Source organism: Saccharopolyspora elongata (genome assembly GCF_004348985.1).
Taxonomy (GTDB): Bacteria; Actinomycetota; Actinomycetes; order Mycobacteriales; family Pseudonocardiaceae; genus Saccharopolyspora; species Saccharopolyspora elongata.
The window spans coordinates 15,946-38,434 of sequence record NZ_SMKW01000086.1 but is presented as its reverse complement, the minus strand read 5'-3'; the positions used below and the strand labels follow the sequence as shown (position 1 = coordinate 38,434).

The following is a 22,489-nucleotide window of genomic DNA, read 5'->3' as shown; positions in this document are numbered from 1 at the left end:
AATCACGTGGGGTCCTGGCCCTTACAGAAGACGATCTTGTGGTGAGACCTCTTCTACCAGGACCCCACGCCCACACCTCTTCGGACCCTCAGCCCCATTCCACTGAGATCACCTCATTGAAATTGCGCCGAGAGGACCGGCGGGACCCGGCCCCGACACGGATCGGCCCCGGGGACCGGCCGAGAGGCCGGTGTCCGGGGCCGCACGTGGGTCGGTCGCGTCGGCGGCCGACTGGATTCAGGTTTCGATTCAGCGCTGGTCGATCGCCTGGTAGGCGCGCTCCGGCGAACCGGTGTACACCTGCCGCGGACGGCTGATCTTGCGGGCCGGGTCCTCCAGCATCTCCCGCCAGTGCGCGATCCAGCCGGGCAGCCGGCCGAGCGCGAACAGCACGGTGAAGTACTTCGTCGGGAAGCCCATCGCCTTGTAGATCAGGCCGGTGTAGAAGTCGACGTTCGGGTAGAGCTTGCGCTCGACGAAGTAGTCGTCGGCAAGCGCCTTCTCCTCGAGCTTCAGGGCGATGTCCAGCAGCGGGTCGTTGGCCCCGAGCTTGCCGAGCACCTCGTCGGCGGTCTTCTTGATGATCGCCGCGCGCGGGTCGTAGTTCTTGTAGACCCGGTGCCCGAAGCCCATCAGCCGAACGCCGGGCTCCTTGTTCTTGACCCGGTTGACGAACGAGTCGACGTCACCGCCGTTGGCCTGGATGCCCTCCAGCATCTCCAGCACCGCGCTGTTCGCGCCGCCGTGCAGCGGGCCGAACAGGGCGTTGATGCCGGCCGAAATGCTGGCGAACAGGTTGGTCTCGGCGGAGCCGACCATCCGGACCGTCGACGTGGAGCAGTTCTGCTCGTGGTCGGCGTGCAGGATGAACAGCAGGTCGAGGGCGCGGGTCAGCACCGGGTCGACCTCGTAGGGCTCGGCGGGGAAACCGAAGGTCATCCGGAGGAAGTTCTCCACCAGGCCCAGCGAGTTGTCCGGGTACAGGAACGGCTGGCCGACCGACTTCTTGTAGGCGTACGCCGCGATCGTGGGCAGCTTCGCCAGCAGGCGGACGGTGGACAGCTCCACCTGGTCCTTGTCGAACGGGTTGAGGCTGTCCTGGTAGAAGGTGGACAGCGCGGAGACCGCGGAGGACAGCACCGGCATCGGGTGCGCGTCCCGCGGGAAGCCGTCGAAGAACTGCTTGAGGTCTTCGTGCAGCAGGGTGTGCCGCCGGATCCGCTCGGCGAACTCGTCGTACTGCTGCTGGGTCGGCAGCTCACCGTAGATCAGCAGGTAGCTGACCTCGATGAAGTTCGACTTCGCCGCGAGCTCCTCGATCGGGTAGCCGCGGTAGCGGAGGATGCCGGCGTCACCGTCGATGTAGGTGATGTCGGAGAGGCAGGCCGCCGTATTGACGAAGCCCGGATCCAACGTCACCAAACCGGTCTGAGCCAGCAGCTTGCCGAGATCCACCCCGGGGGCGCCCTCGGTCGGCTGCTTCACCTGCATTTCGTGCTCGCCGGCGTCATAGCGCAGCGCGACGGTACGTTTGGCGGTCACGTCGTCGGGCATTCGGGAACCTCTCGCGCTCGTCGGGGTGCGTGTCGAGGCGACCGCGGTTGCCCAGCCAAGCGGCAGGGCTGCGATGTCGCCCGCGCGCCGGTCGGGGTGTCCGAACCGCCGCAGCACCACCCCGTTGGGGTCCTGTCAGTAGTCACGCTAGACCGCAGTGGGGTCCCAGCGCAGCAATCGCGTTTCGGCTTTTTGGCAGGTGGGACCACGATCACATCACATCGGGGCGCTTCCGGCGGAAAATTTTCGACGCTCCGAAGCCGGACGAGCAGTTCATCGTGACCAACGGGCCCATCCGATCGGGCTAACTCGATCTCGACCGGTCGGCCTCGCGCGGTTTACCTCACAAGGTGTCCTCGCGCACGTCAGACGCGGTTCGCCGACCGTCAGGCCAACTCGGCGGCCCACGGCGGCTCGGCACCCGGTCGGGAGACGGTGACCGCAGCGGCGGCCGCGGCGAACCGCAGCGCCTGCTCCCACTGCTCCCGGTCGAGCGCGCGGACGGCGTCCGCCGACAGCGCGTCGTTGCGGTGCAGCCACGCGAGCAGGGCGCCCTGCACGGTGTCGCCCGCGCCGATGGTGTCGGCGACCTCGGCGCGCACGCCCGCCACCGACACCTCGCCGTCACCGGTCACCGCGGTCAGCCCGTCGGCTCCCCTGGTCAGCACCACGGCCGCCGGGCCCCTGCGCTGCCACTCGCGGGCCGCGGCGAGCACGTCCCCGCCGTCCGCGAGCCACTCGGCGTCGTCGTCCGAGACCTTCAGCAGCCCCACCGACGGCAGCCAGGAGGCGAACCGCGCGCGGTAGGCGTCGGGGTCGGCGATCAGGTCGGCGCGGATGTTCGGGTCCAGCGCGACGAACCGGCCGCGCGCGGCCTCCCGGAACAGCACCTCCTCGTACACCGAGGCGCCGGGTTCGAGCACCATGCCGAGGGTGCCCAGGCAGAGCGCGGTGGCCTGCGCGGGCAGCGGCCGGTCCGCGACGAAGCGGGCAGCGGTGCCTTCGGTGTGGAAGCTGTAGCGGGCCGAACCGTCCTCGGCCAGCCCGACCACGGCCAGCGTCGTCGGCTCCGGGCCGCGCTGCACCAGGTCGACGTCCACTTCGGAAGACCGCAGGCGTTCGAGGAGCTTGTCGCCGAACTGGTCCGTGGACAGCCGGGCGAAGAACGCGACGGGAACCCCGAGCCGCCCCAGCGCGATCGCGACGTTGTACGGACCCCCGCCGAGGCGCGGGTGCAGCGGCCCGAGCTCGCCGTCCGCCGTGGACGGGTCCGGAACGAGGTCGACGAGGGCCTCACCGCCGATGACGATCACTTTTCCTCCACTGTGTACCGGGCGGTCAACCCGCCGAGCAGGAACTGCGACAACGCCTCGAACGCCGCCGCGTCGGACAGGCCGGTGCGCTCGCCGATCTCGCCTCGCTGGATGCCGACGATGGTCAGCCCGACCATCTCGCCGACGAACGCGGCGTGCACCTCCCGGAACACGCCCTGCCGCACGCCCTCGCCGATGAAGCCGCGGAGCCGGTCCGCGGCGGCGTGCGCGTTGGCCTCGTAGGTGGTGCGGGTCGCGATGTTGGCGGCCATGTCGTCGATGAACTCGCGGGACGCCGGGCGCAGTGCCTCGGCCGCGGCATCCAGGTACGCCCGCACCTTCTCCCGCACGTCGTCGGCCGCCGCGACCCGCTGCTCGACCAGCTGCGTGGCGCTCTTGAAGTAGTGGGCGACGACGCGGACGGCGAGCTGCTCCTTGCTGCCCGCCAGCGTGTACAGAGTCGACTTGGAGCAGTGCAGCCGGGCTGCCAGGTCGTCCAGCGTGAAGTGCGCGAACCCCTCCGCGAGGAACAGGTCGCGCAGCCGGTCCAGCAGCTGGGCCCGCCGCGCGTTCATCGGCCGGCGACGGCCTTCGGAGGTGGTCATCGGACGAAGCCTGCCACAGCACCCTCGAACGGTTGCGCGGGTTCCTACTGGTGAGACTTTCACAGTACTGGAGAACGTCCTACAGTACGGTCATCAGTACTACCGGCAGCTGTCACACTGGCAATCAGGAGCGCTATCCGCCATGGCCGTCCAACGCCTGCTTCCCACCGCAGAAGCCACCGACCTGCTCGCGCTGACACGCGAGATCGCCCGCGATGAGCTCGCCCCGCGCGCGGCGGGCGACGAGGCCGCGGAGAAGTTCCCGCGCGACGCCTTCCGGCTGCTCGGCCAGGCCGGTTTCCTCGGCCTGCCCTACCAGGAGGAACACGGCGGCGGCGCCCAGCCGTACGAGGTGTACCTGCAGGTGCTCGAAGAGCTCAGCAGCGCCTGGATGACCGTCGGCGTCGGTCTGTCGGTGCACACCATGAGCTGCTACCCGCTGGCCCACTTCGGCAGCGCGGAGCAGCGCTCCCGCTGGCTGCCGGAGATGATCGGCGGCGAACTGCTCGGCGCGTACGCGCTGTCCGAGCCGCACGCCGGCTCCGACGCGGCGGCGCTGAGCACGCGGGCAGCGCGGCAGGACGACTCGTACGCCGTCAACGGGGCCAAGGCCTGGATCACGCACGGCGGCGTGGCGGACTTCTACACGCTCATGGCCCGGACCTCGGACGAGGGGCCACTCGGCATCAGCTGCCTGCTCGTCGACGGCGGCACGGCGGGGCTTTCCGCCGGCCCGCCCGAGCACAAGATGGGGCTCACCGGCTCGCCGACCACGCCGCTGTACTTCGAGGACGCGCGGGTGCCTGCGGAGCGGCTCATCGGAGCCGAGGGCCACGGGCTGAAGATCGCGTTGTCGGCGCTGGACTCCGGCCGCCTCGGCATCGCGGCCTGCGCCGTCGGGCTGGCGCAGGCGGCGCTGGACCTCGCGGTGGACTACGCGAAGCAGCGGCAGCAGTTCGGGCGGCCGATCATCGAGTTCCAGGGCCTGGAGTTCCTGCTCGCCGACATGGCCGCGGCCGTGCACTCGGCCCGGGCGACGTACCTCGACGGCGCGCGGCGGCGGGACGCCGGGCTGCCGTTCGGGCAGCAGGCGTCGGTGGCGAAGCTCGTCGCGACGGACGCGGCGATGAAGGTGACCACCGACGCCGTCCAGGTGCTCGGCGGCGCGGGCTACACCCGCGACTTCCCGGCGGAGCGCTACATGCGCGAGGCGAAGGTCCTGCAGATCTTCGAGGGCACCAACCAGATCCAGCGCATGCTCATCGCCCGCCACCTCGCCAAGGCCTGACTCGCCCGCAATTTCAATGGAAATTGCGGAAGTTATCCACACCGTCTATCCACAACCTCCGGTGTGTCGTGCACCCGACACACCGGAGGTCCGCAATTTCAATGGAAATCGAAGGTCCGATTTCCATTGAAATTGCGGGCATGGAACCAGGGTTCCGCGTAGTGGAAGGGGTTGGCGTCAGAGGGGCTTGAGGCCCCAGTGGCCGATCCAGTTCTCGCCCGGCTGCAGGACCAGCAGGTCCACCCCGGAGTTCAGGGCGTCCGGCGGGCAGGTCATCGGCTCGATCGCGATCGCCCTGCCCCGCCCCGGGAAGTCGTCCGCCGTGTAGACCTGAACCCACTTGAACACCGGGTCGGCCCACAGCTGCACGCCGCGCCCGTCCGGGTCGGTGAGGCTGTGCCGCACGAGGTCGTCGCCCGGCGCCGGAGTCGCGCCGCCGAAGGCGGTGTCCAGCAGCACCCCGGCCAGCCGACGCCCGGTGCGGAAGTCCACCTCGTCGCCCTGCAGGCCCCGCGGCGGCCGCACCGGGAGCAACCGCTCGGAGTCCACCGGCAGCACCGTCGCCGCCGCCAGCCGGAGCGTGCAGTCGTCGGTCGCGGCGTTGCCCGCGCGCGGATACGGGTGCACGCCGACCCCGAACGGAACCGCCCGCGCCCCGAGATTCTCCACGGTGTGCGTGACTGTCAGGCCGCCTTCGTCCAGGGCGTAGCCGATGGACGTCAGCAGCGGCACCGGCCAGCCCGGCTGCGCGGGCACCATCGCGTGCAACACCACTGTGGACTCGGCGTGCTCGACGAGGGTCCACGCCGTGTGCCGCAACAGCCCGTGGATCGCGTTCTGCCGCGCGGGCTCGGTCAACGCCAGCTGCTGCGGCTCCCCGTCGAACAGCCAGCGGCCCCCGGCGACCCGGTTCGGCCACGGCACCAGAACCCCGCCCGCCCCGCCCGGCGGCAGCCGGTCCGCGTCGAAGGATTCCGCGTACGGCACCCCGCCGACCTCGAAAACCCGAAGCGCCGCACCGACTTCGGTGACCACGGCGCGCGCGGCGCCGGAAGTGATCTCGAACTGCCGCCCGGTGGCGGGAACAGGCTCGTGCACATCGCCACTGTAGAAGCAGAAAGCCCCCCGAGCCGACGAAATCGGCTCGGAGGGCCCTCGGGTTGCGACTTACTTGCCCAGCTTCGCGGCGTCGAACTTCTGCTTGCGACCGCCGATGAGGAAGTTGATCGCCCAGAAGATCACGCCGATGCCCAGCAGGATGCCGGCGATGATGTACTCCGTGCCCGGTCGGCCGGACAGCGGGCTGGCGAAGAACGCGCAGGTCAGCGCGCCCAGCACCGGCACCCAGGTGGGCGCCTTGAAGTGCTTGTGCTCGACCTTGTCCTTGCGCAGGACCAGCACCGCCACGTTGACCACCGCGAACACCACGAGCAGCAGCAGCGAGGTGGTGCTGCCCAGGTCGGAGATCTTCAGCGAGCTCACCAGTGCCACCGCGATGATGCTGGTGAACACGATCGCCACCCACGGCGTGCGCCGCGTGCGGTGCACCAGCCCAAGCTGCTTCGGGATGATGCGCTCCTGCGACATGCCGTAGACCAGGCGGCTGGCCATCAGCATGTTGATCAGCGCGGTGTTGGTCACCGCGAACAGCGCGATCAGCGAGAACAGGATCGGCGGGAACCACGGCGCGGCGGCCTTCACGACCAGCAGCAGCGGGCCGTCGGACTCCGCCAGCGTTTCGGTCGGCACCAGCGTCGAGGTGATCAGCGCGATCACCAGGTAGATCGTTGCGGTGATCACCATGCCCAGCAGCAGAGCGCGGGGGAAGGTCTTGGCCGGGTCGCGGGTCTCCTCGGCCATGTTCACCGAGTCCTCGAAGCCCACCATCGCGAAGAACGCCAGCGCGGTCGCCGAGGTGATCGCCAGCAGCGGCGAGGTGCCGGCGTTGAACTCCAGCAGCCGGCCCGGGTCGGGGTCGACGTCGGGGCTGTGCGTCCCGGAGATCAGCGCGGTGACGCCGAAGACGATCACGATCGCCAACCCGATGAGCTCCACGCAGGTCAGCACCACGTTCATCTTCACCGACTCGCCGACGCCGCGGAAGTTGATCGCGGCCAGCAGGAGCAGGAAGCCGATCGCCACGAGCCAGGCCCACGAGGAGACGCCGTCGCCGACGATCGCCTCCAGGTAGTCACCGCTGAACGCCTGTGCGGCCGAGGCGGCGGAAGTGATGCCAGAGCACATCACCGCGAACGCGATGATGAAGGTCAGGAAGTGCACCCCGAAGGCCTTGTGCACGTACAGCGGCGCGCCGCCCGCCTTCGGGTACTTCCCGACGAGTTCCAGATAGCTGAACGCGGTCAGGAAGGCGACCACGAAGGCGACCAGGAACGGAACCCACAGCGCCCCGCCCACCTTGCCGGCGACCTTGCCGGTCAGCGAGTAGATCGTGGTGCCGAGGATGTCTCCGACCACGAAGAAGAGCAGCAGTTTCGGGCCCATCACCTTCTTGAGGCCAGGCTCCTGCGCACCGCCGGGCGCGTCGTCGTTCACGGTCGTCTCGTTGGCCATAGCTGAAAAGTGTGCAATGCGGTTGGTCCAGCTGTCTGCCCACCCCTGGTCGAACTGCACTGCTGCGGTCGGCTCAGGCGTGGCAACCTGCCCAGTCCGCGATCATTGCTGCTCGGAAACGGGTGCCCGGTAGCGCCAGAAGGCGGGCAGCAGGGCCGCCGCGATGACCGCGCCGACGACGACCAGGACGCCGCCGACTGTGACCGCCGCCGCAGTCCCGACCGCCGCTCCCGCCAGGCCGTGCAGCGTGTCGGCCAGCCGCGGGCCGCCCGCGACGACGACGGTGAACACGCCCTGGATGCGGCCGCGCATCTCGTCGGTGGCCGCCGTTTGCATGATCGAACTCCGGTAGACCATGCTCACCAGGTCCGCGCCGCCGCCCAGGGCCAGGAAGAACACCGCCGACCACAGCGAATCCGACCAGCCGAACCCGATCACCGAGATGCCCCACGCCACGACTGCGACGGTGACGCCGACACCGTGCCGCGCGATCCGGTGCAGCCAGCCGGAGAACACGCCGAACGCGAACGCGCCCAGCGGGATCGCCGCGAACAGCCAGCCCAGCGCCGCCCCGCCGCCCGGCGGATCGCCGAAGGTGCGCTCCGCCATCTCCGGGAACAGCGCCCGCGGCATGCCGAACACCATCGCGATGATGTCCAGCAGGAACGACGCCAGCAGCACGGAGTGCATTGCGAGGTAGCGGAATCCGTCCAGCACGGCGCGCAGCCCGGCGCGCTTCGGGGCGCCTTCCTGCGGCGGCAGCGCCGGAAGCCGGAACACCGCCCACAACGCCGCGCACAACGCCACCGCGTCCACCAGGTACAACACCGAAAGCCCCAGCACCGGCAGCAACACGCCGGCCAGCAGCGGCCCGACGATCGAGCCGAGCTGGAACACCGTGGCCCCGAGCGCCTGCGCAGACGGAAGCAGGTGCACCGGGATCAGCCGGGCGATCGCGGCGCCGCGAGTGGGCATGTTCACGGCGAAGAACGTCTGCTGCGCGGCGAAGAGGATCAGCACGAGCCACACCGACTGGACGTTCGCCGCGGCCACCACCCACAGCAGCACCGCGCTGGCGGCCAGGCCGCCGTTGGTGATCAGCAGCAGCTTGCGGCGGTCGACGGTGTCCGCGATCGCGCCGCCCCACAGGCCGAACACCAGCAGCGGCACCAAGCCGAAGATCCCGGCGAGGCCGACGTAGGCGGAGGAGCCGGTGATGTCGTAGAGCTGCTTGGGCACCGCGACCGCGGAGAACTGCGCGCCGACGGCGGTGACGATGTTCGACAGCCACAGCCGGCGGTACGCCGGGTACTTCAGCGGCCGGGTGTCGAGGAAGACCTTGCTCAGCAGGGATCTGATGGATCGACGGGATGTGGTCGGGGTTCCGCTGCTGGACTGCACAGATGCAAAACAGTAGCGATTAGACCGGCTAACGGCATTCTATTTTTCGCCCCGTGTGACCGATGTCTAACGCCCACCGGAGGAACCGGACAAAATTCGCCCACCGCCGGCCCGCCGCACGAGCAACCTTCCTCACCTGCAAAAACGCTGATTCAAGGGCGGCAAAACGCAATTTCGCGAGAATTCGACACCCACCCGGGCGAACGTCGTTTTCTCGCGAAATCGGCACCACCTGCACGAACGCAACGCGGTGGTCGCCCCGGACCGGCGCGATTTCTCACGAAATTGCGCGCCGTCCGGGTGACGCCGGGCTCAGGGAGCGAGGCGCTCGACGGTCCAGAGGTCGTTGGTGCGGCGGAAGCGCAGGCGGTCGTGCAGGCGGTCCGGGCGTCCCTGCCAGAACTCCACCGATTCCGGGCGGATCCGCCAGCCGCCCCAGTGCGGCGGCACCGGCACCTTCTCGGCTTCGGCGAAGCGCCGCTCGATGCCGCTCAGCGACGCCTCCAGCGCGGCGCGGTTGGCCACCACCCGCGACTGCGGCGAAGCCCAGGCGCCCAGCTGGGAGCCGCGCGGGCGCTCGCCCCAGTACTCGGCGGTCTCCGCGGACTCGACCTTCTCCACCGTGCCGCGCACGTTGACCTGGCGCTGCAGGCCCAGCCACGGGAAGGTGGCGGCGGCGACCCGGGTGGCCTTGAGGTCGTGGCTCTTGGTCGAGGTGTAGTTGGTGAAGAACACCACACCCCGCTCGTCGAATCCCTTGCACAGCACGGTGCGCGAGGACGGGATGCCTTCGGCGTCGGCCGTGGCCAGCACCATCGCGTTCGGCTCGACCAGGTCGGCCTGCACCGCCTCGTCGAACCACAGCTGGAGCTGCTCGTGCCAGGTTGCGGCGAGCGAGGACTCGTCCAACGCCCCCGCCTCGTAGGACACCCGCATGGACGGCAGCGCGACGTTGGCCTCCGACATCCTCTTCCTCCCTGACTCGCCCGGCAGCGGCACGACTCGACTTCTCCGGCTGTTCGCCGGACGGTACGGGTTGGACCGGCCGGCGCGACACGGTTGGTGGCGCCAGCCACGCGTACGACGGTAAACGGGATCCGAACGCACGCCGAATCAGCGGTGCTTCACGATCGATTCCGCAACCGATGCAGTGATCGTTCCCACACTCGTTCGGACGCCCGCAGATCGTGAATCCACCCGCCAGAGCCAGCCATCTCACACCTTCCGGTGAAATGCCCTTTAGCGGCCAAAACAGCACAAACCGGGCTCAAGCCGACCCGCGGTACCGCCGGCGCAGATCCGCGGTCCACATCGCCAGGACGAACGGGAACGTGGTCGGCACCAGACCCACCGCCTCGATTGCGCCGTGCAGCAACAACACCGCGGGCACCGCGAGGACGCACGAGCGCCAACCGCGCCCGGTGCTCAGCAGCCCGACCACGACCAGGGCCGCGTTGAAGCCGTACACCCCGGCGCTGACGTCGGGCGGCGTGACCGGCAGCAGCTCGACCGCGAGCACCGACACGGCGGCGCCGCAGAACGCGCCCACGGCCAGCCGGAACCGCACCAGCGCCAATCCGATCAGCATCACCACGCCCGGCAGCCAGCCGCTGACCAGGAACACCTCCGACTCTGCGGTGAACAGGCCGAGGTAGTCGCCGTGCAGGCCGAGCACCGGCGACGGCGACGCCGCGGCTGCGGGCGCCCAGTCCAACCGGTGTCCCAAGTAGACGGTCAGCCAGTAGGTGAGCACGAAGGGGGCGGTGCGGGCAGGGACCGTGAGGAAGGCGTCCGCGATGCGCATCAGCACCGTCGCGACGACCGCCCCCGCGGTTCCGACCAGCAACGCCAGCCCCAGCGGCCGGAAGGAGCCGACCGCTCCCAGCACCACCAGCGTTCCGTTGAAGCCGAACAAGCCCTGGCCTATTCGCTCGTGCGGCACCCGCAGCGCCGCCGCGGTCAGCACGCCCACGGCGCTGCCGACGAGCGCGGCCAGCCCGAGTTGCGGGCCGGCCAGCAGCAGCGCGACCACGAACAGCAGTCCGGCGGGCACGCTGTCCTGCAGGTACACCTGCGAAATGCCCGTGGGCACGGCGCGCAGCAGATGCCGCGCGCCGTGCCGCACTTCGGGCTCCATTGCCTTCGAAGTGGCATTCACCAGCTGTGGACCTCTAGATCCTTCGCATCCGGGTGGTGGCCCATCGCCTCGGCGAGCCGCCGCTCCGCGGTCACGGCGCTCTCCCCCAGCGCGTTGGCCAGTGCGCCTCCCGCGGCCAGCGGCACCAGCGACCACCACTCGCCGCTGATCGCCTCGGCGGGATCGTTGCCCCACATGACCGTCTCGGTCGCGAGCACCCGCGCCCCGGCGAGGTAGCCCGCGCTCGCCCCGAGCCGGTCCGCGCCGATGTCCAGCCGCTGCCGCAGCAGCGGAATCCCCGATCGCACCACGTGCGTCGTGGTGGTCATCCGGCCAGGCGTTTCGCCGTACCGGCCGAGCACCAGCGTCTCCCGGCACCTGGCCCGCGCGCCGTCGCCCAGCTCGATGGTCATCTCGGCCCGGTGATCGGCGCGGGCGCTGATCACCGTCGCCTCCGGCAGGTAGTCGACGACGCCGCCCGCGCCGACCTCGATGTGCACGGTGGCCCGGCTCGTCTCGCCGTGCGGGCCCGGCAACGCGATGGTGGCGGCGGTGCCGCGCAGCCGGAGCCTGGCGCCCGGCCCGACCTGGACCCGCAGGTCGACCTCGTCACCGCCGACCGGCGTGGCCGCCGAGTTGACCAGGTGGACCACGGCGGTGCCGTCCGGGCTGGCCGTCACCGTGCGCCGGGGCAACAGCGTCATCGGCGCTTCCGAGCGGAGCTCCCGCACGACGCTGCGCCCACCGGACCCGAGTTCCACTCTCAGCAGCGCACTGGCGCGCACGCCGCACCGCCTTCCACCGCAGGACTCGTCGCCGAGCGCCAGGTGGCGATTTCGCGCGAAACCGGCACCTGGCACGCGTGGGGATCGGCGATTTCGCGCGAAATCGCCGCCCCTCCCCGCGCGGGCGAGGGCCGGCCCTCAGGCACTGACGCCGACCTTGAGCTGCTCGCGGACCCAGCCCGAAACGTCGGGAGCGTTCGGGGTTCGGGTCAGCGACTGGGTGATCACCGGGAGCTCGCCGCGCATCCGGTGCGCGTCCGAGACCATGACCTCCATGTCGGCGCCGACCAGCTCGGCCAGGTCGATCTTGTTGATCACCAGCAGGTCCGCGGTGGTGACGCCGGGGCCGCCCTTGCGCGGCACCTTGTCGCCGCCGGCGACGTCCACCACGAAGATCTGCCGGTCCGCCAGCCCGCGGCTGAACACCGCGGTCAGGTTGTCGCCGCCGCTTTCCACGATGACCAGCTCCAGCCCGGGGTGCCGCTCGGAGAGCCGGTCCACCGCGTCCAGGTTGGCGGTGATGTCGTCGCGGATGGCGGTGTGCGGGCAGGCGCCGGTCTGCACGGCCTCGATCCGGTCGGTGTCCAGCACCCCGGCCCTGCGCAGGAAGTCCGCGTCCTCGGTGGTGTAGATGTCGTTGGTCACGACCGCGAGGTTGATCTCCTGGCCCAGCGCGCGGCAGAGCGCCGCGGTCAGCGCGGTCTTGCCGCTGCCGACCGGCCCGCCGATGCCGAGCCGGAACGGGCGCCCGTTCTGCGGTTCGGCCGAGAACGGGTCCGGTTCGGTCGCGGTCGGGTCGAAGTTGACCGGATGCGTGTGACCGTGCCCGTGGCCGTGTCCGTGTTCAGGAAGCAAAGAGACGCACCTCTTCCCGGTGATGGCGATCGTGCGCTTCGGCGAGCAGGTCCAGCGCCGGGGCGCCGGGGGCGGGCAGCTCGGCCGGGTCGAGCCCGGCCACCGCCGCCGCCTCGGCGGCGATCCGGTCGAGGTCGTCGGCCAGTTCGGTGACCACGGCGTTAGCCGCGAACGGGTCCAGCCCGAGCAGTCGAACGCCGGCGGAGGACGGTCCGCTGACGGCCAGGTAACCGGCGGCCAGCGCGGCCTCCAGGGGCCCGGCCCCGGCGATGGCCGCCAGCGCGCCGAGCACGATCGGATGGTGTGGCCGCGGGGTCGCGGCCACCAGTTCGGTCAGCACCGGCGACGGCCAGGCGGCCTTGCCGGCGCGGATCATGCCCCGCCCCTGCGCGCGCGAGGCCTCCCGCTGCGCCGGGGACGGGGTGCGGGCGTCGAGTTCGACGTCCAGCTCCCGCCAGTGTCCACTTCGGACACCACGGGATGCGGCGTGCGCCGCGGCGGCGGCGAACGCCGCTTGCAGGGCGCCCGCGCCGTGCAAGCGCCCGTACAGGAATTCGCGCAGGTCGCCGATTCCCGTGATCAGCCCCCGCGCGGCGGCCTCCTCGACGCCGCCGGAGTGCACGTGCCCCCCGCCGGGGAACCGGGAGTCCGCGAGTGCCAGCACCGCAAGACCGGCTCGCACCGCTCTCCCCCTTCGATTTCGCGTGAGTGGTGGATGAAGGGCACCGCAAGGGCACCCTCCACCCGGAAAGGTTCTCCCTTCCGGGTGGCTTTTCGGCCTGTCAGAACAAGAAGTAGCGCTGCGCCATCGGCACCTCGTCGACCGGGTTCGGCTCGACCCGCTCGCCGTCGATGTCCACCGCGAAGCGGTCCGGGTCGACCCGGATGTCCGGGGTGGCGTCGTTGTTCAGCATGTCCTTCTTGCCCACCGACCGCGTGCTGTCGACCGCGACCAGCCGCGAGCTCAGCTGCAGCTGCTCCGGCAATTGGGCGTCCAACGCGACCGGAGCCACGAAGAACACGCTGCTCGCCGCCGCCGCGCGAGGCTGCGCCCCGAAGCTCGGCCGCGCGATGTAGGGCTGCGGCGTGGGGATCGACGCGTTCGCGTCGCCCATCGCCGCCCACGCGGCGAACCCGCCCTTGAGCACGATGTGCGGGCGGACGCCGAAGAACTTCGGGTCCCACAGCACCAGGTCGGCCATCTTGCCGACCTCGATCGATCCGACGTGCTTGGCGATGCCGTGCGCGATGGCCGGGTTGATCGTGTACTTCGCGACGTAGCGCTGAGCCCGGTTGTTGTCCGCGCGTCCGTCGCCGGGTAGCGACCCGCGGCGGCGCTTCATCACGTGCGCGGTCTGCCAGGTGCGCATGATGACCTCGCCGATGCGGCCCATCGCCTGCGCGTCCGAGCTCATCATCGAGATCGCGCCGAGGTCGTGCAGGATGTCCTCGGCCGCGATGGTGGTCTCCCGGATGCGGCTCTCCGCGAAGGCCACGTCCTCGGGCACCGCCGGGTTCAGGTGGTGGCAGACCATCACCATGTCGAGGTGCTCGTCGATGGTGTTGACGGTGTGCGGCCGGGTCGGGTTGGTCGACGAGGGCAGCACGTGCGGCTGCGAAGCGAGCCGGATGATGTCCGGCGCGTGCCCGCCACCGGCGCCTTCGACGTGGAACGCGCTGATCGAGCGGCCGTTGATGGCCTCCAGCGTGGATTCGTAGAAGCCTGCCTCGTTGAGTGTGTCGGCGTGCAGCGCGACCTGGACGCCGGACTCCTCGGCCACCCGCAGCGCACTGTCCAGCACCGCGGGCGTGGCGCCCCAGTCCTCGTGGATCTTGAAGCCGCCCGCGCCGGCTCGCAGCTGCTCCCAAAGAGCCTCGCCTCGCATCGTGCTGCCCTTGCCCAGCAGCAGGACGTTGACCGGCAGGTAGTCCAGGGCCTGCATGATCCGGCCGAGGTTCCAGGCGCCGGGCGTGACCGTGGTGGCCTTGCTGCCCTCGCCCGGACCGGTGCCGCCGCCGATCAGCGTGGTCAGCCCGGAGGCGAGCGCGGTGTCGACCTCCTGCGGGCAGATGAAGTGCACGTGGGAGTCGATGCCACCGGCGGTGAGGATCTTGCCGTTGCCGGCGATGATCTCCGTGGACGGCCCGATGACCAGCGAGTTGTCCACGTCGTTGTTGGCGCTGGGGTTGCCCGCCTTGCCGATGCCCACGATGCGGCCGTCGCGGATGCCCACGTCGGCCTTGACCACGCCCCAGTGGTCGAGGATGACGGCCCCGGTGATCACCACGTCCGGCGTGCCCTCGGCGCGGATCGCGGCGGACTGCCCCATCGACTCGCGGATGACCTTGCCGCCGCCGAACACCACTTCGTCGCCGGACCCGGTGGACCCCTGGCTGCGGTCTTCGGTGACCTCGATCAGCAGATCGGTGTCGGCCAACCGGATCCGGTCGCCGGTCGTCGGGCCGAACAGCTCGACGTACTGGGACCGGTCAATGGACGATGTGCTCACCGTGGTGTCCCTCGCCTTTCTCGCCGTAGGTGAACGGGGTGGGTTCGTGGTCGCGGGCGTCGAGCTCGCCGGCGTACTCCAGCCGGAGGCCGCGCACGAGCCGGCTGCCGCCGACCGGCACCAGGCTGACCTCGCGGTCCTTGTTCGGCTCGAAGCGCACGGCGGTGCCCGACGGCACGTCCAGGCGGTAGCCCCAGGCCGCTGCCCGGTCGAATTCCAGGCACGGGTTCACCGCGGCGAAGTGGTAGTGCGAGCCGACCTGAACGGCGCGGTCGGCGCGGTTGTTGACGGTGATCCGGATGCGTTCCCGGCCCGGATTTAGCTCGATCGGGTCGTCGCCGGTGATGATCTCCCCAGGACGCATGGCAACTCCTCACGAATGTCGATTCGAGATCGGTGGTCGGCCTGGCTCGCGCGTCAGGTGATCGGGTCGTGCACCGTGACCAGCTTCGTCCCGTCCGGGAAGGTCGCCTCGACCTGCACGTTGTGAATCATCTCCGGCACCCCGTCGAGCACCTGGTCGGCGCGCAGCACGTCCTTGCCGCTCTTCATCAGGTCGGAGACGGTCTTGCCGTCCCGGGCACCTTCCACGACGTGGTCGGTGATCAGCGCCACCGCTTCGGGGTAGTTCAGCTTCAACCCGCGGTCCAGCCGCTCGCGCGCAAGGCGGGCCGCAACGTAGACGAGCAACTTGTCGCGCTCATGAGGAGCAAGATGCATGAAGCCCTTTTAACATACGGGGATCAACGCTGCCCGCTGTGTCCAGCGGTTTTACTCCAGACAATTGACACATTACAACCTTTTTTTCAACTTTTTACCCCGCTAACTAAAATTTTTACACCGGCGACATCGCCATGTGATCTAGCTCATTTCGGAGATTTCCCCCACCGATTCCGATTGCTTCCGCCATGTGGACAGGTGCACTGTGTTCCCGACGCCCCGCCACGTCCCCGGCCCGCGCACGCGCGCGGTCCCGACCCCCGAGGAGACGAGGCAGCCATGAGCAAGGCGGACCAGACCGATTTCCGCCCGGGCCTGGAGGGCGTGGTCGCCTTCCAGACCGAGATCGCCGAACCCGACCGCGACGGCGGCGCGCTGCGCTACCGCGGCGTGGACATCGAAGACCTGGTGGGCACGGTTTCCTTCGACGACGTGTGGGCCCTGCTGGTCGACGGCCGGTTCGGCGACGGCCTGCCGCCAGCGGACGGCACACCGCTGCCGATCCGCACCGGCGACGTGCGGGCGGACGTGCAGGCGGCGCTGGCGATGACCTCGCCGGCCGCCGGTTTCGCGCCGCTGCTGGACATCGACGACGCGCAGGCCCGCGCGCAGCTGGCGCTCTCCTCGGCGCTCGGGCTGTCCTTCGTGGCGCAGTCCGCGCGCGGAGATCAGCCGCCGGTTCCGCACGCCCGGATCGCGGAAGCGGCCACCGCCACCGAGCAGTTCCTGACCCGGTGGCGCGGCGAACCGGACCCGAAGCACGTGCAGGCGCTCGACGCGTACTGGGTATCGGCGGCCGAGCACGGGCTGAACGCCTCGACGTTCACCGCCCGCGTGATCGCCTCCACGGGTGCCGACGTCGGCGCCTGTCTGTCCGGCGCGGTGGGCGCGATGTCCGGACCGCTGCACGGCGGCGCCCCGGCCCGCGTGCTGCCGATGATCGAGGAGGCCGAGCGCACCGGCGACGCGCGCCGGGTGGTGGCGTCGATCCTGGACCGCGGCGACCGCCTGATGGGCTTCGGCCACCGCGTCTACCGCGCCGAGGACCCCCGCGCCCGGGTGCTGCGCAACACCTGCGACCAGCTGCGCGCGCCGCGCTTCGAGGTGGCCCGCGAGCTGGAGCAGGCCGCCCTGGCGGTGCTGCGGGAGCGCCGGCCGGACCGGCCGATCGAGACCAACGTGGAGTTCTGGGCCGCGGTGGTGCTCGACTTCGCGCACGTCCCGACGGCGATGATGCCGGCGATGTTCACCTGCGCCCGGCTCGCGGGCTGGTCGGCGCACGTCCTGGAACAGAAGCGCACCGGCCGCCTGGTGCGCCCGTCGGCGCAGTACACCGGCCCGGACCCGCGCTCCCCGCAGGACGTCGCGGGCTGGGGCTCGATCGACCAGCTGATCGCCTCGGTGTGACCGGTCACCGCCCGTGAGTGTTTTGTGTCGCTAGGACGACACAAAACACTCACGGCACCCGAGCCGCGAACAGCGGTAGCGTGGAGGGGTGACGGTCACATCCGGCGAGGCGCAACGGCGGCTGCACGTCGAGTACGCCGAAGCGCTGGAGGCCGACGCGGAGACCAGCGGCGAGCAGTGCAACGACCTCGTCGAGGCGGCGGACTACTGGCACTTCGCGGGCGAGCACGAGCGCGAGGAGCGGGCCCTGCGCGTCGCGGCCGAGGTCGACGACGACAGCAACGTGCTCCACGGCCCGGCCGCCTACGCGAAGTTCCTGCTCACCCACGGGCGGCGCGCGGAGGCCGAGGAGCGCTTCGCCCGGCTGCTCCGGGAAGGCTCGAACTGCGAGTGGGCCTACGTGACCGCGTCGATGGCGTACCGACTCGTCGACGAACCGCAAGAGGCGTTGCGCTGGCTCAACATCGGCGTCAACCGGTTCGTCCCGAGCCTGGACGCCGAGATCGAGATGGGCGATGCCGGCTCCGAGCTGCTGCGGCAGCGCAGCCTCCTGCGCCGCGAGCTGGGCCTGCCGCCCGATGGCCTCGACGAGCTCCACGAACGGCTGACCGAGCACGGCCGCCAGATCGGAGCGCAGATCGAGAGCATCCGGCGGCACGACGAAGACCCGGCGATCCTCTTCTGGCCGGCGGCGGATTTCGCCGAGATCCAACGAGAACGGCCGGGCTGGTACCCGGGCACCGAGCATCTGGAGCACCGCCGGGAGGCCGAGCGGGCGCTGCGGCAGCACCCGGATGCGGCGGTGGTCATCGGCTCGTTCGAGTCGTTGGTGGGCTTCGCGGCGTCGCGCGGCATCGCCCTGGACGAGCAGTCCACCCGCGCGGAGTTCGCCGCGGAAGCCGCCCGCCGCGGCCTGGCGATCGCCTGGCCGCCGGGCCGCAACGACGCCTGCTGGTGCGGCTCCGCGCGCAAGTACAAGAAGTGCTGCGGCGCCCCGGGCTTCGCCTGACCAAGATCCGGATGCTGTTGGCCAACGGCCGACGTCCGCAGTAAGTTGCCTTGCGGCTGTTGGCAGCACCGGGGTCACGACCCCGAAACCCTGCTGCAACACTTGAGCCGAGCCGGCAAAGGCGCCGGTCATCAGGCCACTGGCGCGCGGGAGGCACTGCCCCGCCACCTGCACAGTCACCACAACAACGCCCGGAGGCGCCGGCATGACGCAGGCCGAAATCGACCCGACGACCCTGAAGCTTCCCGAGGAACTCAAGCCCGCCGACGGCCGGTTCGGCTGCGGCCCGTCCAAGGTGCGCGACGAGCAGCTCGCGAACCTGGCCGGCGCGGGCGCCGCGGTGATGGGCACCTCGCACCGGCAGAAGCCGGTGAAGTCCCTGGTCGGACGCATCCGGGAGGGACTGCACGAGCTGTTCTCCCTGCCGGAGGGCTACGAGGTCGTGCTCGGCGTCGGCGGCACCACCGCGTTCTGGGACGCCGCGACGTTCGGCCTCGTCCGCGAGCGGTCGCTGCACCTCACCTACGGCGAGTTCTCCTCGAAGTTCGCCAAGGCCGCCAAGACGGCGCCGTTCCTGGGCGACCCGGTGGTGGTCTCCGCCGAGCCGGGCGACGCGCCGGAACCGGTGTCGGACCCGTCCGTCGACCTGATCGGCTGGGCGCACAACGAGACCTCCACCGGCGTGATGCTCGCGCCGAGCCGCCCGGAGGGCTCGGAGAACGCGCTGATCGCGATCGACGCCACCTCGGGCGCGGGCGGGCTGCCGTTCGACGCCGCCGACGTCGACGTCTACTACTTCGCGCCGCAGAAGTGCTTCGCCGCCGACGGCGGGCTGTGGCTGGCCGCGATGAGCCCGGCGGCGATCGAGCGGATCGGCGAGATCGGCGCGTCCGACCGCTGGGTGCCGGAGTTCCTGTCGCTGCCCACCGCGCTGGACAACTCCCGCAAGGACCAGACCTACAACACCCCGGCGGTCGCCACCCTGTTCCTGCTCGCCGACCAGATCGAGTGGATGAACGGCCAGGGCGGGCTGGACTGGTGCTCGCAGCGCACCCGCGAGTCGTCGCAGCGGCTGTACTCCTGGGCCGAGGCGTCGGAGTACGCCACGCCGTTCGTGGCCGACCCGGCGAAGCGCTCCCAGGTGGTCGGCACGGTCGACTTCGCCGACTCGATCGACGCCGCCGCGGTGGCAAAGGCGCTGCGCGCCAACGGGATCGTGGACACCGAGCCGTACCGGAAGCTGGGCCGCAACCAGCTGCGGGTCGGCATGTTCCCGGCGATCGCCCCGGACGACGTCACCGCTCTGACGAAGTCCATCGATTGGGTGGTTTCGCAGCTTTCCTGACACGCTGAGCCGCCGGGATCCACGCAGATCCCGGCGGCTTTTTGCCCAAAATGACACCACCAAGTGAACTTTTGGGCACTAGCGGTGATCCTCAACGAAAATGAGTGATTTTACCCGTTCGCCCAGGCGGCACCTTTCCGGCAAGATCGAAGGCGGAGAGAGCGACCAACAACGAGACGACGTGCCCGGCGTGCCTCCCGCGTCAAGGCGGCGCGCCGGGTTACTGTCACAGCTTGGTGACATGTAGGTCCGGCGGGAGGCTGGCGTATGCGAGCGCTGCGAGTGGTCGGGCTCGACGAGGACGGTGAATCCGTCATCTGCGAGGACCCGGAGAACGGCGAGCGCTTCACCGTGCCCGCCGACGAACGACTGCGTGCCGCAGCCCGCGGTGACCTCACCAGGCTCGGCCAGGTCCAGATCGAGATGGAAGCCCAGATGCGGCCCCGGGAGATCCAGGCCCGCATCCGCTCCGGCGCGTCCGTCGCACAGATCGCGGAGACCTCCGGCATCCCCGAGCACCGGGTCGAGCGCTACGCCTACCCCGTGCTGCTCGAACGCGCCCAGATCGCCGAGATGGCCCAGCGCGCGCACCCGGTCCGCGAGGACGGCCCGGACGTCCAGACGCTCGGCGAGGTCGTCGCGCACACCTTCGGCATGCGCGGCCACGACTACGCCGAGGCCGACTGGGGCTCGTGGCGCGGCGAGGACGGCAAGTGGGTCGTCCAGCTGACCTGGCAGGCCGGGCGCTCGGAGAACCGCGCGCACTGGGTCTTCCACCCCGGCGCGCACGGCGGCACCGTCGCGGCGCTCGACGACCACGCGGCCGACCTGCTCGACCCGTCCCCGAACCGCCCGCTGCGGACGGTCCGGCCGGTCACCGAGCTGGCCCGCGAAGCGCTGCAGCTCGACCAGCAGGCGCAGCCGGTCCCGGAGCGGGTGGAGGAGCCGGTGGTCGCGCAGCGACCGGAGGCGCCGACCCTCGACCTGGACACCGGCCCCCCGCCGGCGGAGCCGGTGGCAGAGCCGACGGCGGAGGAGAGCGCCGAAGGCGCGTCCGCCGAGGCGGCGGAGGACGACGCGCAGCGCAAGGCGGAGCCGCGGCGCGGGCGCAAGAGTCATCCGATCGTGCCGTCGTGGGAGGACGTCCTGCTCGGCGTCCGCTCCCACCGCTGACGACAGAACACCCCAACGGGGCCGGGCGAGCATCAAGCTCACCCGGCCCCGTTGCCATGTCCACCGCAGTTTCAATTGAAACTGCACTCCGTTGAACCGCACTACGTCGGCATGTCGGACCACGACACGCCGACGGCTGTGGACAACTCACCGCAATTTCAATGGAAATCAGAGGTTCGATTTCCATTGAAATTGCGGGTGACCAGGGGTAGCGCTCAGCCGAGGAGGCTGAGGAGGAGGGCGATCCAGGCCGCGATGATGCCCACCGCCGTTCCGTACGCCGCCCAGCGCCAGACCGGGACGTTGCGGCCCAGCCAGATCGACGGCGCGAACCCCGCGGCCACCGCGATGTTGACCACCGCCGCGAGGATTCCGCTCACGTCCGCCAGGCCGAGCGTCACCACCACCAGGGTCACCGTCACGATCGCGCCGATGACCGCGCTGATCACCAGGCCCGGGCCCCACGGTGTGGGCTGCACCGGGGCGATCGTTCCGCCGCGCCACCCGCGCATCGCGTGCGCCGAGCGCGGTCGGCCGATGTGGTCGAGTTCGCCGCTGAGCGGGTCGACGTAGCCGATCTGGCCGCCGGTCTCCGCCGCCAGGCGCATCGCCAGCTGGCGACCGCGCCGCGAGACGAGCTCCGCCGTGGTGTCCGCGGTTTCCTCGGTCTGCAGCGCTTCCACCACGTGCGCCCACTCGTGCAGCGCCGCGACCAGCGAGCCGGGCAGCCGCAGCCGGGCCGGGTCGACCTCCCGGCCGACGCCGCGCACCAGCACCGCGCGACCGGATCGCGCGTGCAGCTCCCAGCCGGTTTCCCGGGCGTCCATCACGTTCCGCTCATCGCGTGAAAGGCGATCGCACCGGCCGTGGCGACGTTGAGCGAATCCACCCCGCTCGCCATCGGGATGCGGACCGCGAGGTCCGCGGCCGCGATGGCCTCGTCGGTGAGCCCGGGACCTTCGGAGCCGAGCAGCACCGCCACCGGACCGCTGTCCAGGGCCGCTTCGCGAAGGGATTTCGCATCCGCCCTGGGGGTCAGCGCCGCGACGCGGAAGCCGTTGTCCCGCAGCAATTTGAGGTCTTCCGGCCAGGAGCCGAGGTGGGCGAACGGGACGCGGAGCACGTGCCCCATCGACACCCGCACGCTGCGCCGGTACAGCGGGTCCGAGCAGCCCGCGCCGAGCAGCACGCCGTCGACGCTGAGCGCGGCGGCGTTGCGGAACAGCGCGCCGAGGTTCTCGTGGTCACCGATGCCTTCCAGCACCACCAGGCGGCGGGAGCGGCCGATGAGCTCGGCGGGCTCGACGACCGGCGCGCGATCGGCGACCGCCAGCACGCCGCGGTTCAGGTGGAAACCCACGACGCGCGCCATCACGTCGGCGTCGGTGACGTAGGCGGGCACGTCCAGGGCGGCGGTGGCCTCGGTCAGCTCCTCGATGCGGCGGCGCACGCCGAACAGCGCCCGCACCGGGTACGGCGAGGCGAGCAGCCGCTCGACCACCACGACGCCTTCGGCGATCACCAGCCCCCGGCCGCCCGGCCGGTCCGGGCGGCGGTCCGCGCGGGACAGATCGCGGAAGTCGTCGACCCGCGGGTCGTCGACGTCGTCGACCTCGACAATGTGCACCACGCCCGCATTCTCGCACCCGCCGCCAATCGAGTCGGCCCGGCCGATCTCGCGCCGTCGCGCGCGACCCGTGGGACCGGAGGTGCCGGCATGGATCTCCCGGGAACTCCGGCAAACCACACGAAGATCGGCTATCGAGCCGCACCGCCACGCAGAGCAACTCCGGAAACAGTCTCTATCGGCTCCGGG

The 22,489-nt window shown here is 70.6% G+C and carries 21 protein-coding genes; 5 read left to right on the top strand and 16 right to left on the bottom strand.

All coding sequences use genetic code 11. From position 1 onward, the window contains the following. Nucleotides 1–249 precede the first annotated feature (249 nt). The 3 genes from E1288_RS38910 to E1288_RS38900 form a co-directional block, all read right to left on the bottom strand. Nucleotides 250–1,554, bottom strand: a complete 1,305-nt coding sequence (locus tag E1288_RS38910; protein WP_132493689.1) for a citrate synthase — start codon at nt 1,552–1,554, stop codon at nt 250–252. Nucleotides 1,555–1,940: 386 nt separating this feature from the next. Beyond that, nucleotides 1,941–2,867, bottom strand: a complete 927-nt coding sequence (locus E1288_RS38905; RefSeq protein ID WP_132493688.1) for a carbohydrate kinase family protein — start codon at nt 2,865–2,867, stop codon at nt 1,941–1,943. Then, complete coding sequence (locus tag E1288_RS38900) at nt 2,864–3,472, bottom strand: TetR/AcrR family transcriptional regulator (protein ID WP_132493687.1); 609 nt, start codon at nt 3,470–3,472, stop codon at nt 2,864–2,866. Before E1288_RS38900 ends, E1288_RS38905 begins: the two co-directional genes overlap by 4 nt. A 142-nt stretch (nt 3,473–3,614) precedes the next feature. Here E1288_RS38900 and E1288_RS38895 point away from each other — a divergent pair, with 142 nt between their 5' ends. Further along, nucleotides 3,615–4,760, top strand: a complete 1,146-nt coding sequence (locus tag E1288_RS38895) for an acyl-CoA dehydrogenase family protein (protein ID WP_132493686.1) — start codon at nt 3,615–3,617, stop codon at nt 4,758–4,760. A 177-nt stretch (nt 4,761–4,937) separates the two neighbouring features. Here the strand turns inward: E1288_RS38895 and E1288_RS38890 are convergent, their stop codons facing one another. From E1288_RS38890 to E1288_RS38840, 11 genes are all read right to left on the bottom strand, one after another. Then, nucleotides 4,938–5,858 (bottom strand): aldose 1-epimerase family protein, encoded by a 921-nt coding sequence (locus E1288_RS38890; protein WP_132493685.1) that lies wholly within the window; start codon nt 5,856–5,858, stop codon nt 4,938–4,940. Nucleotides 5,859–5,927: 69 nt separating this feature from the next. Then, on the bottom strand, nt 5,928–7,331 hold the full coding sequence (locus E1288_RS38885) for an APC family permease (RefSeq protein ID WP_132493684.1): 1,404 nt from the start codon (nt 7,329–7,331) through the stop codon (nt 5,928–5,930). Between the two features lie 102 nt (nt 7,332–7,433). After that, nucleotides 7,434–8,732, bottom strand: coding sequence for an MFS transporter (locus E1288_RS38880; protein ID WP_132493683.1), 1,299 nt, complete (start codon nt 8,730–8,732; stop codon nt 7,434–7,436). Nucleotides 8,733–9,044: 312 nt separating this feature from the next. After that, nucleotides 9,045–9,698, bottom strand: a complete 654-nt coding sequence (pdxH, locus tag E1288_RS38875; protein ID WP_132493682.1) for a pyridoxamine 5'-phosphate oxidase — start codon at nt 9,696–9,698, stop codon at nt 9,045–9,047. Nucleotides 9,699–9,999: 301 nt separating this feature from the next. Further along, nucleotides 10,000–10,890, bottom strand: coding sequence for an urea transporter (locus E1288_RS38870; RefSeq protein ID WP_132493681.1), 891 nt, complete (start codon nt 10,888–10,890; stop codon nt 10,000–10,002). Continuing rightward, nucleotides 10,887–11,654, bottom strand: a complete 768-nt coding sequence (locus E1288_RS38865; protein WP_132493680.1) for an urease accessory protein UreD — start codon at nt 11,652–11,654, stop codon at nt 10,887–10,889. The genes E1288_RS38870 and E1288_RS38865 overlap by 4 nt, the downstream gene beginning before the upstream one ends. 138 nt (nt 11,655–11,792) lie before the next feature. Next, nucleotides 11,793–12,509 carry an urease accessory protein UreG gene (gene ureG / locus E1288_RS38860; RefSeq protein ID WP_132493679.1) on the bottom strand — a complete coding sequence of 239 codons (717 nt, stop codon included), beginning with the start codon at nt 12,507–12,509 and terminating at the stop codon, nt 11,793–11,795. Beyond that, a complete protein-coding gene (locus tag E1288_RS38855; RefSeq protein WP_132493678.1) occupies nt 12,499–13,191 on the bottom strand; it encodes an urease accessory protein UreF in 693 nt (230 codons plus the stop codon). The genes ureG and E1288_RS38855 overlap by 11 nt, the downstream gene beginning before the upstream one ends. 100 nt (nt 13,192–13,291) lie before the next feature. Further along, nucleotides 13,292–15,019 carry an urease subunit alpha gene (locus E1288_RS38850; protein WP_132493677.1) on the bottom strand — a complete coding sequence of 576 codons (1,728 nt, stop codon included), beginning with the start codon at nt 15,017–15,019 and terminating at the stop codon, nt 13,292–13,294. Beyond that, on the bottom strand, nt 15,000–15,383 hold the full coding sequence (locus E1288_RS38845) for an urease subunit beta (protein WP_132493676.1): 384 nt from the start codon (nt 15,381–15,383) through the stop codon (nt 15,000–15,002). Before E1288_RS38845 ends, E1288_RS38850 begins: the two co-directional genes overlap by 20 nt. Nucleotides 15,384–15,436: 53 nt before the next feature. Next, complete coding sequence (locus E1288_RS38840; RefSeq protein ID WP_132493675.1) at nt 15,437–15,739, bottom strand: urease subunit gamma; 303 nt, start codon at nt 15,737–15,739, stop codon at nt 15,437–15,439. Nucleotides 15,740–16,018: 279 nt separating this feature from the next. On the opposite strand from E1288_RS38840, the gene E1288_RS38835 reads away from it, so the two are divergent. From E1288_RS38835 to sepH, 4 genes are all read left to right on the top strand, one after another. Beyond that, nucleotides 16,019–17,146: a citrate synthase 2 gene (locus E1288_RS38835; protein WP_132493674.1), complete on the top strand. Its 1,128-nt coding sequence runs from the start codon at nt 16,019–16,021 to the stop codon at nt 17,144–17,146. Nucleotides 17,147–17,234: 88 nt separating this feature from the next. Continuing rightward, nucleotides 17,235–18,155: an SEC-C domain-containing protein gene (locus tag E1288_RS38830; protein WP_132493673.1), complete on the top strand. Its 921-nt coding sequence runs from the start codon at nt 17,235–17,237 to the stop codon at nt 18,153–18,155. Nucleotides 18,156–18,360: 205 nt separating this feature from the next. Next, nucleotides 18,361–19,500, top strand: a complete 1,140-nt coding sequence (serC, locus tag E1288_RS38825; RefSeq protein WP_132493672.1) for a phosphoserine transaminase — start codon at nt 18,361–18,363, stop codon at nt 19,498–19,500. A 267-nt stretch (nt 19,501–19,767) separates the two neighbouring features. Beyond that, entirely contained in the window at nt 19,768–20,673 is a 906-nt protein-coding gene (gene sepH, locus E1288_RS38820; protein WP_132493671.1) for a septation protein SepH, read from the top strand. A gap of 215 nt (nt 20,674–20,888) precedes the next feature. Here the strand turns inward: sepH and E1288_RS38815 are convergent, their stop codons facing one another. After that, on the bottom strand, nt 20,889–21,500 hold the full coding sequence (locus tag E1288_RS38815) for a DUF2537 domain-containing protein (protein ID WP_132493670.1): 612 nt from the start codon (nt 21,498–21,500) through the stop codon (nt 20,889–20,891). Further along, the gene (locus tag E1288_RS38810; protein ID WP_132493669.1) at nt 21,500–22,303 is read right to left on the bottom strand and encodes a TrmH family RNA methyltransferase; all 804 of its coding nucleotides are present in this window, start codon (nt 22,301–22,303) and stop codon (nt 21,500–21,502) included. Before E1288_RS38810 ends, E1288_RS38815 begins: the two co-directional genes overlap by 1 nt. Nucleotides 22,304–22,489: the final 186 nt, after the last annotated feature.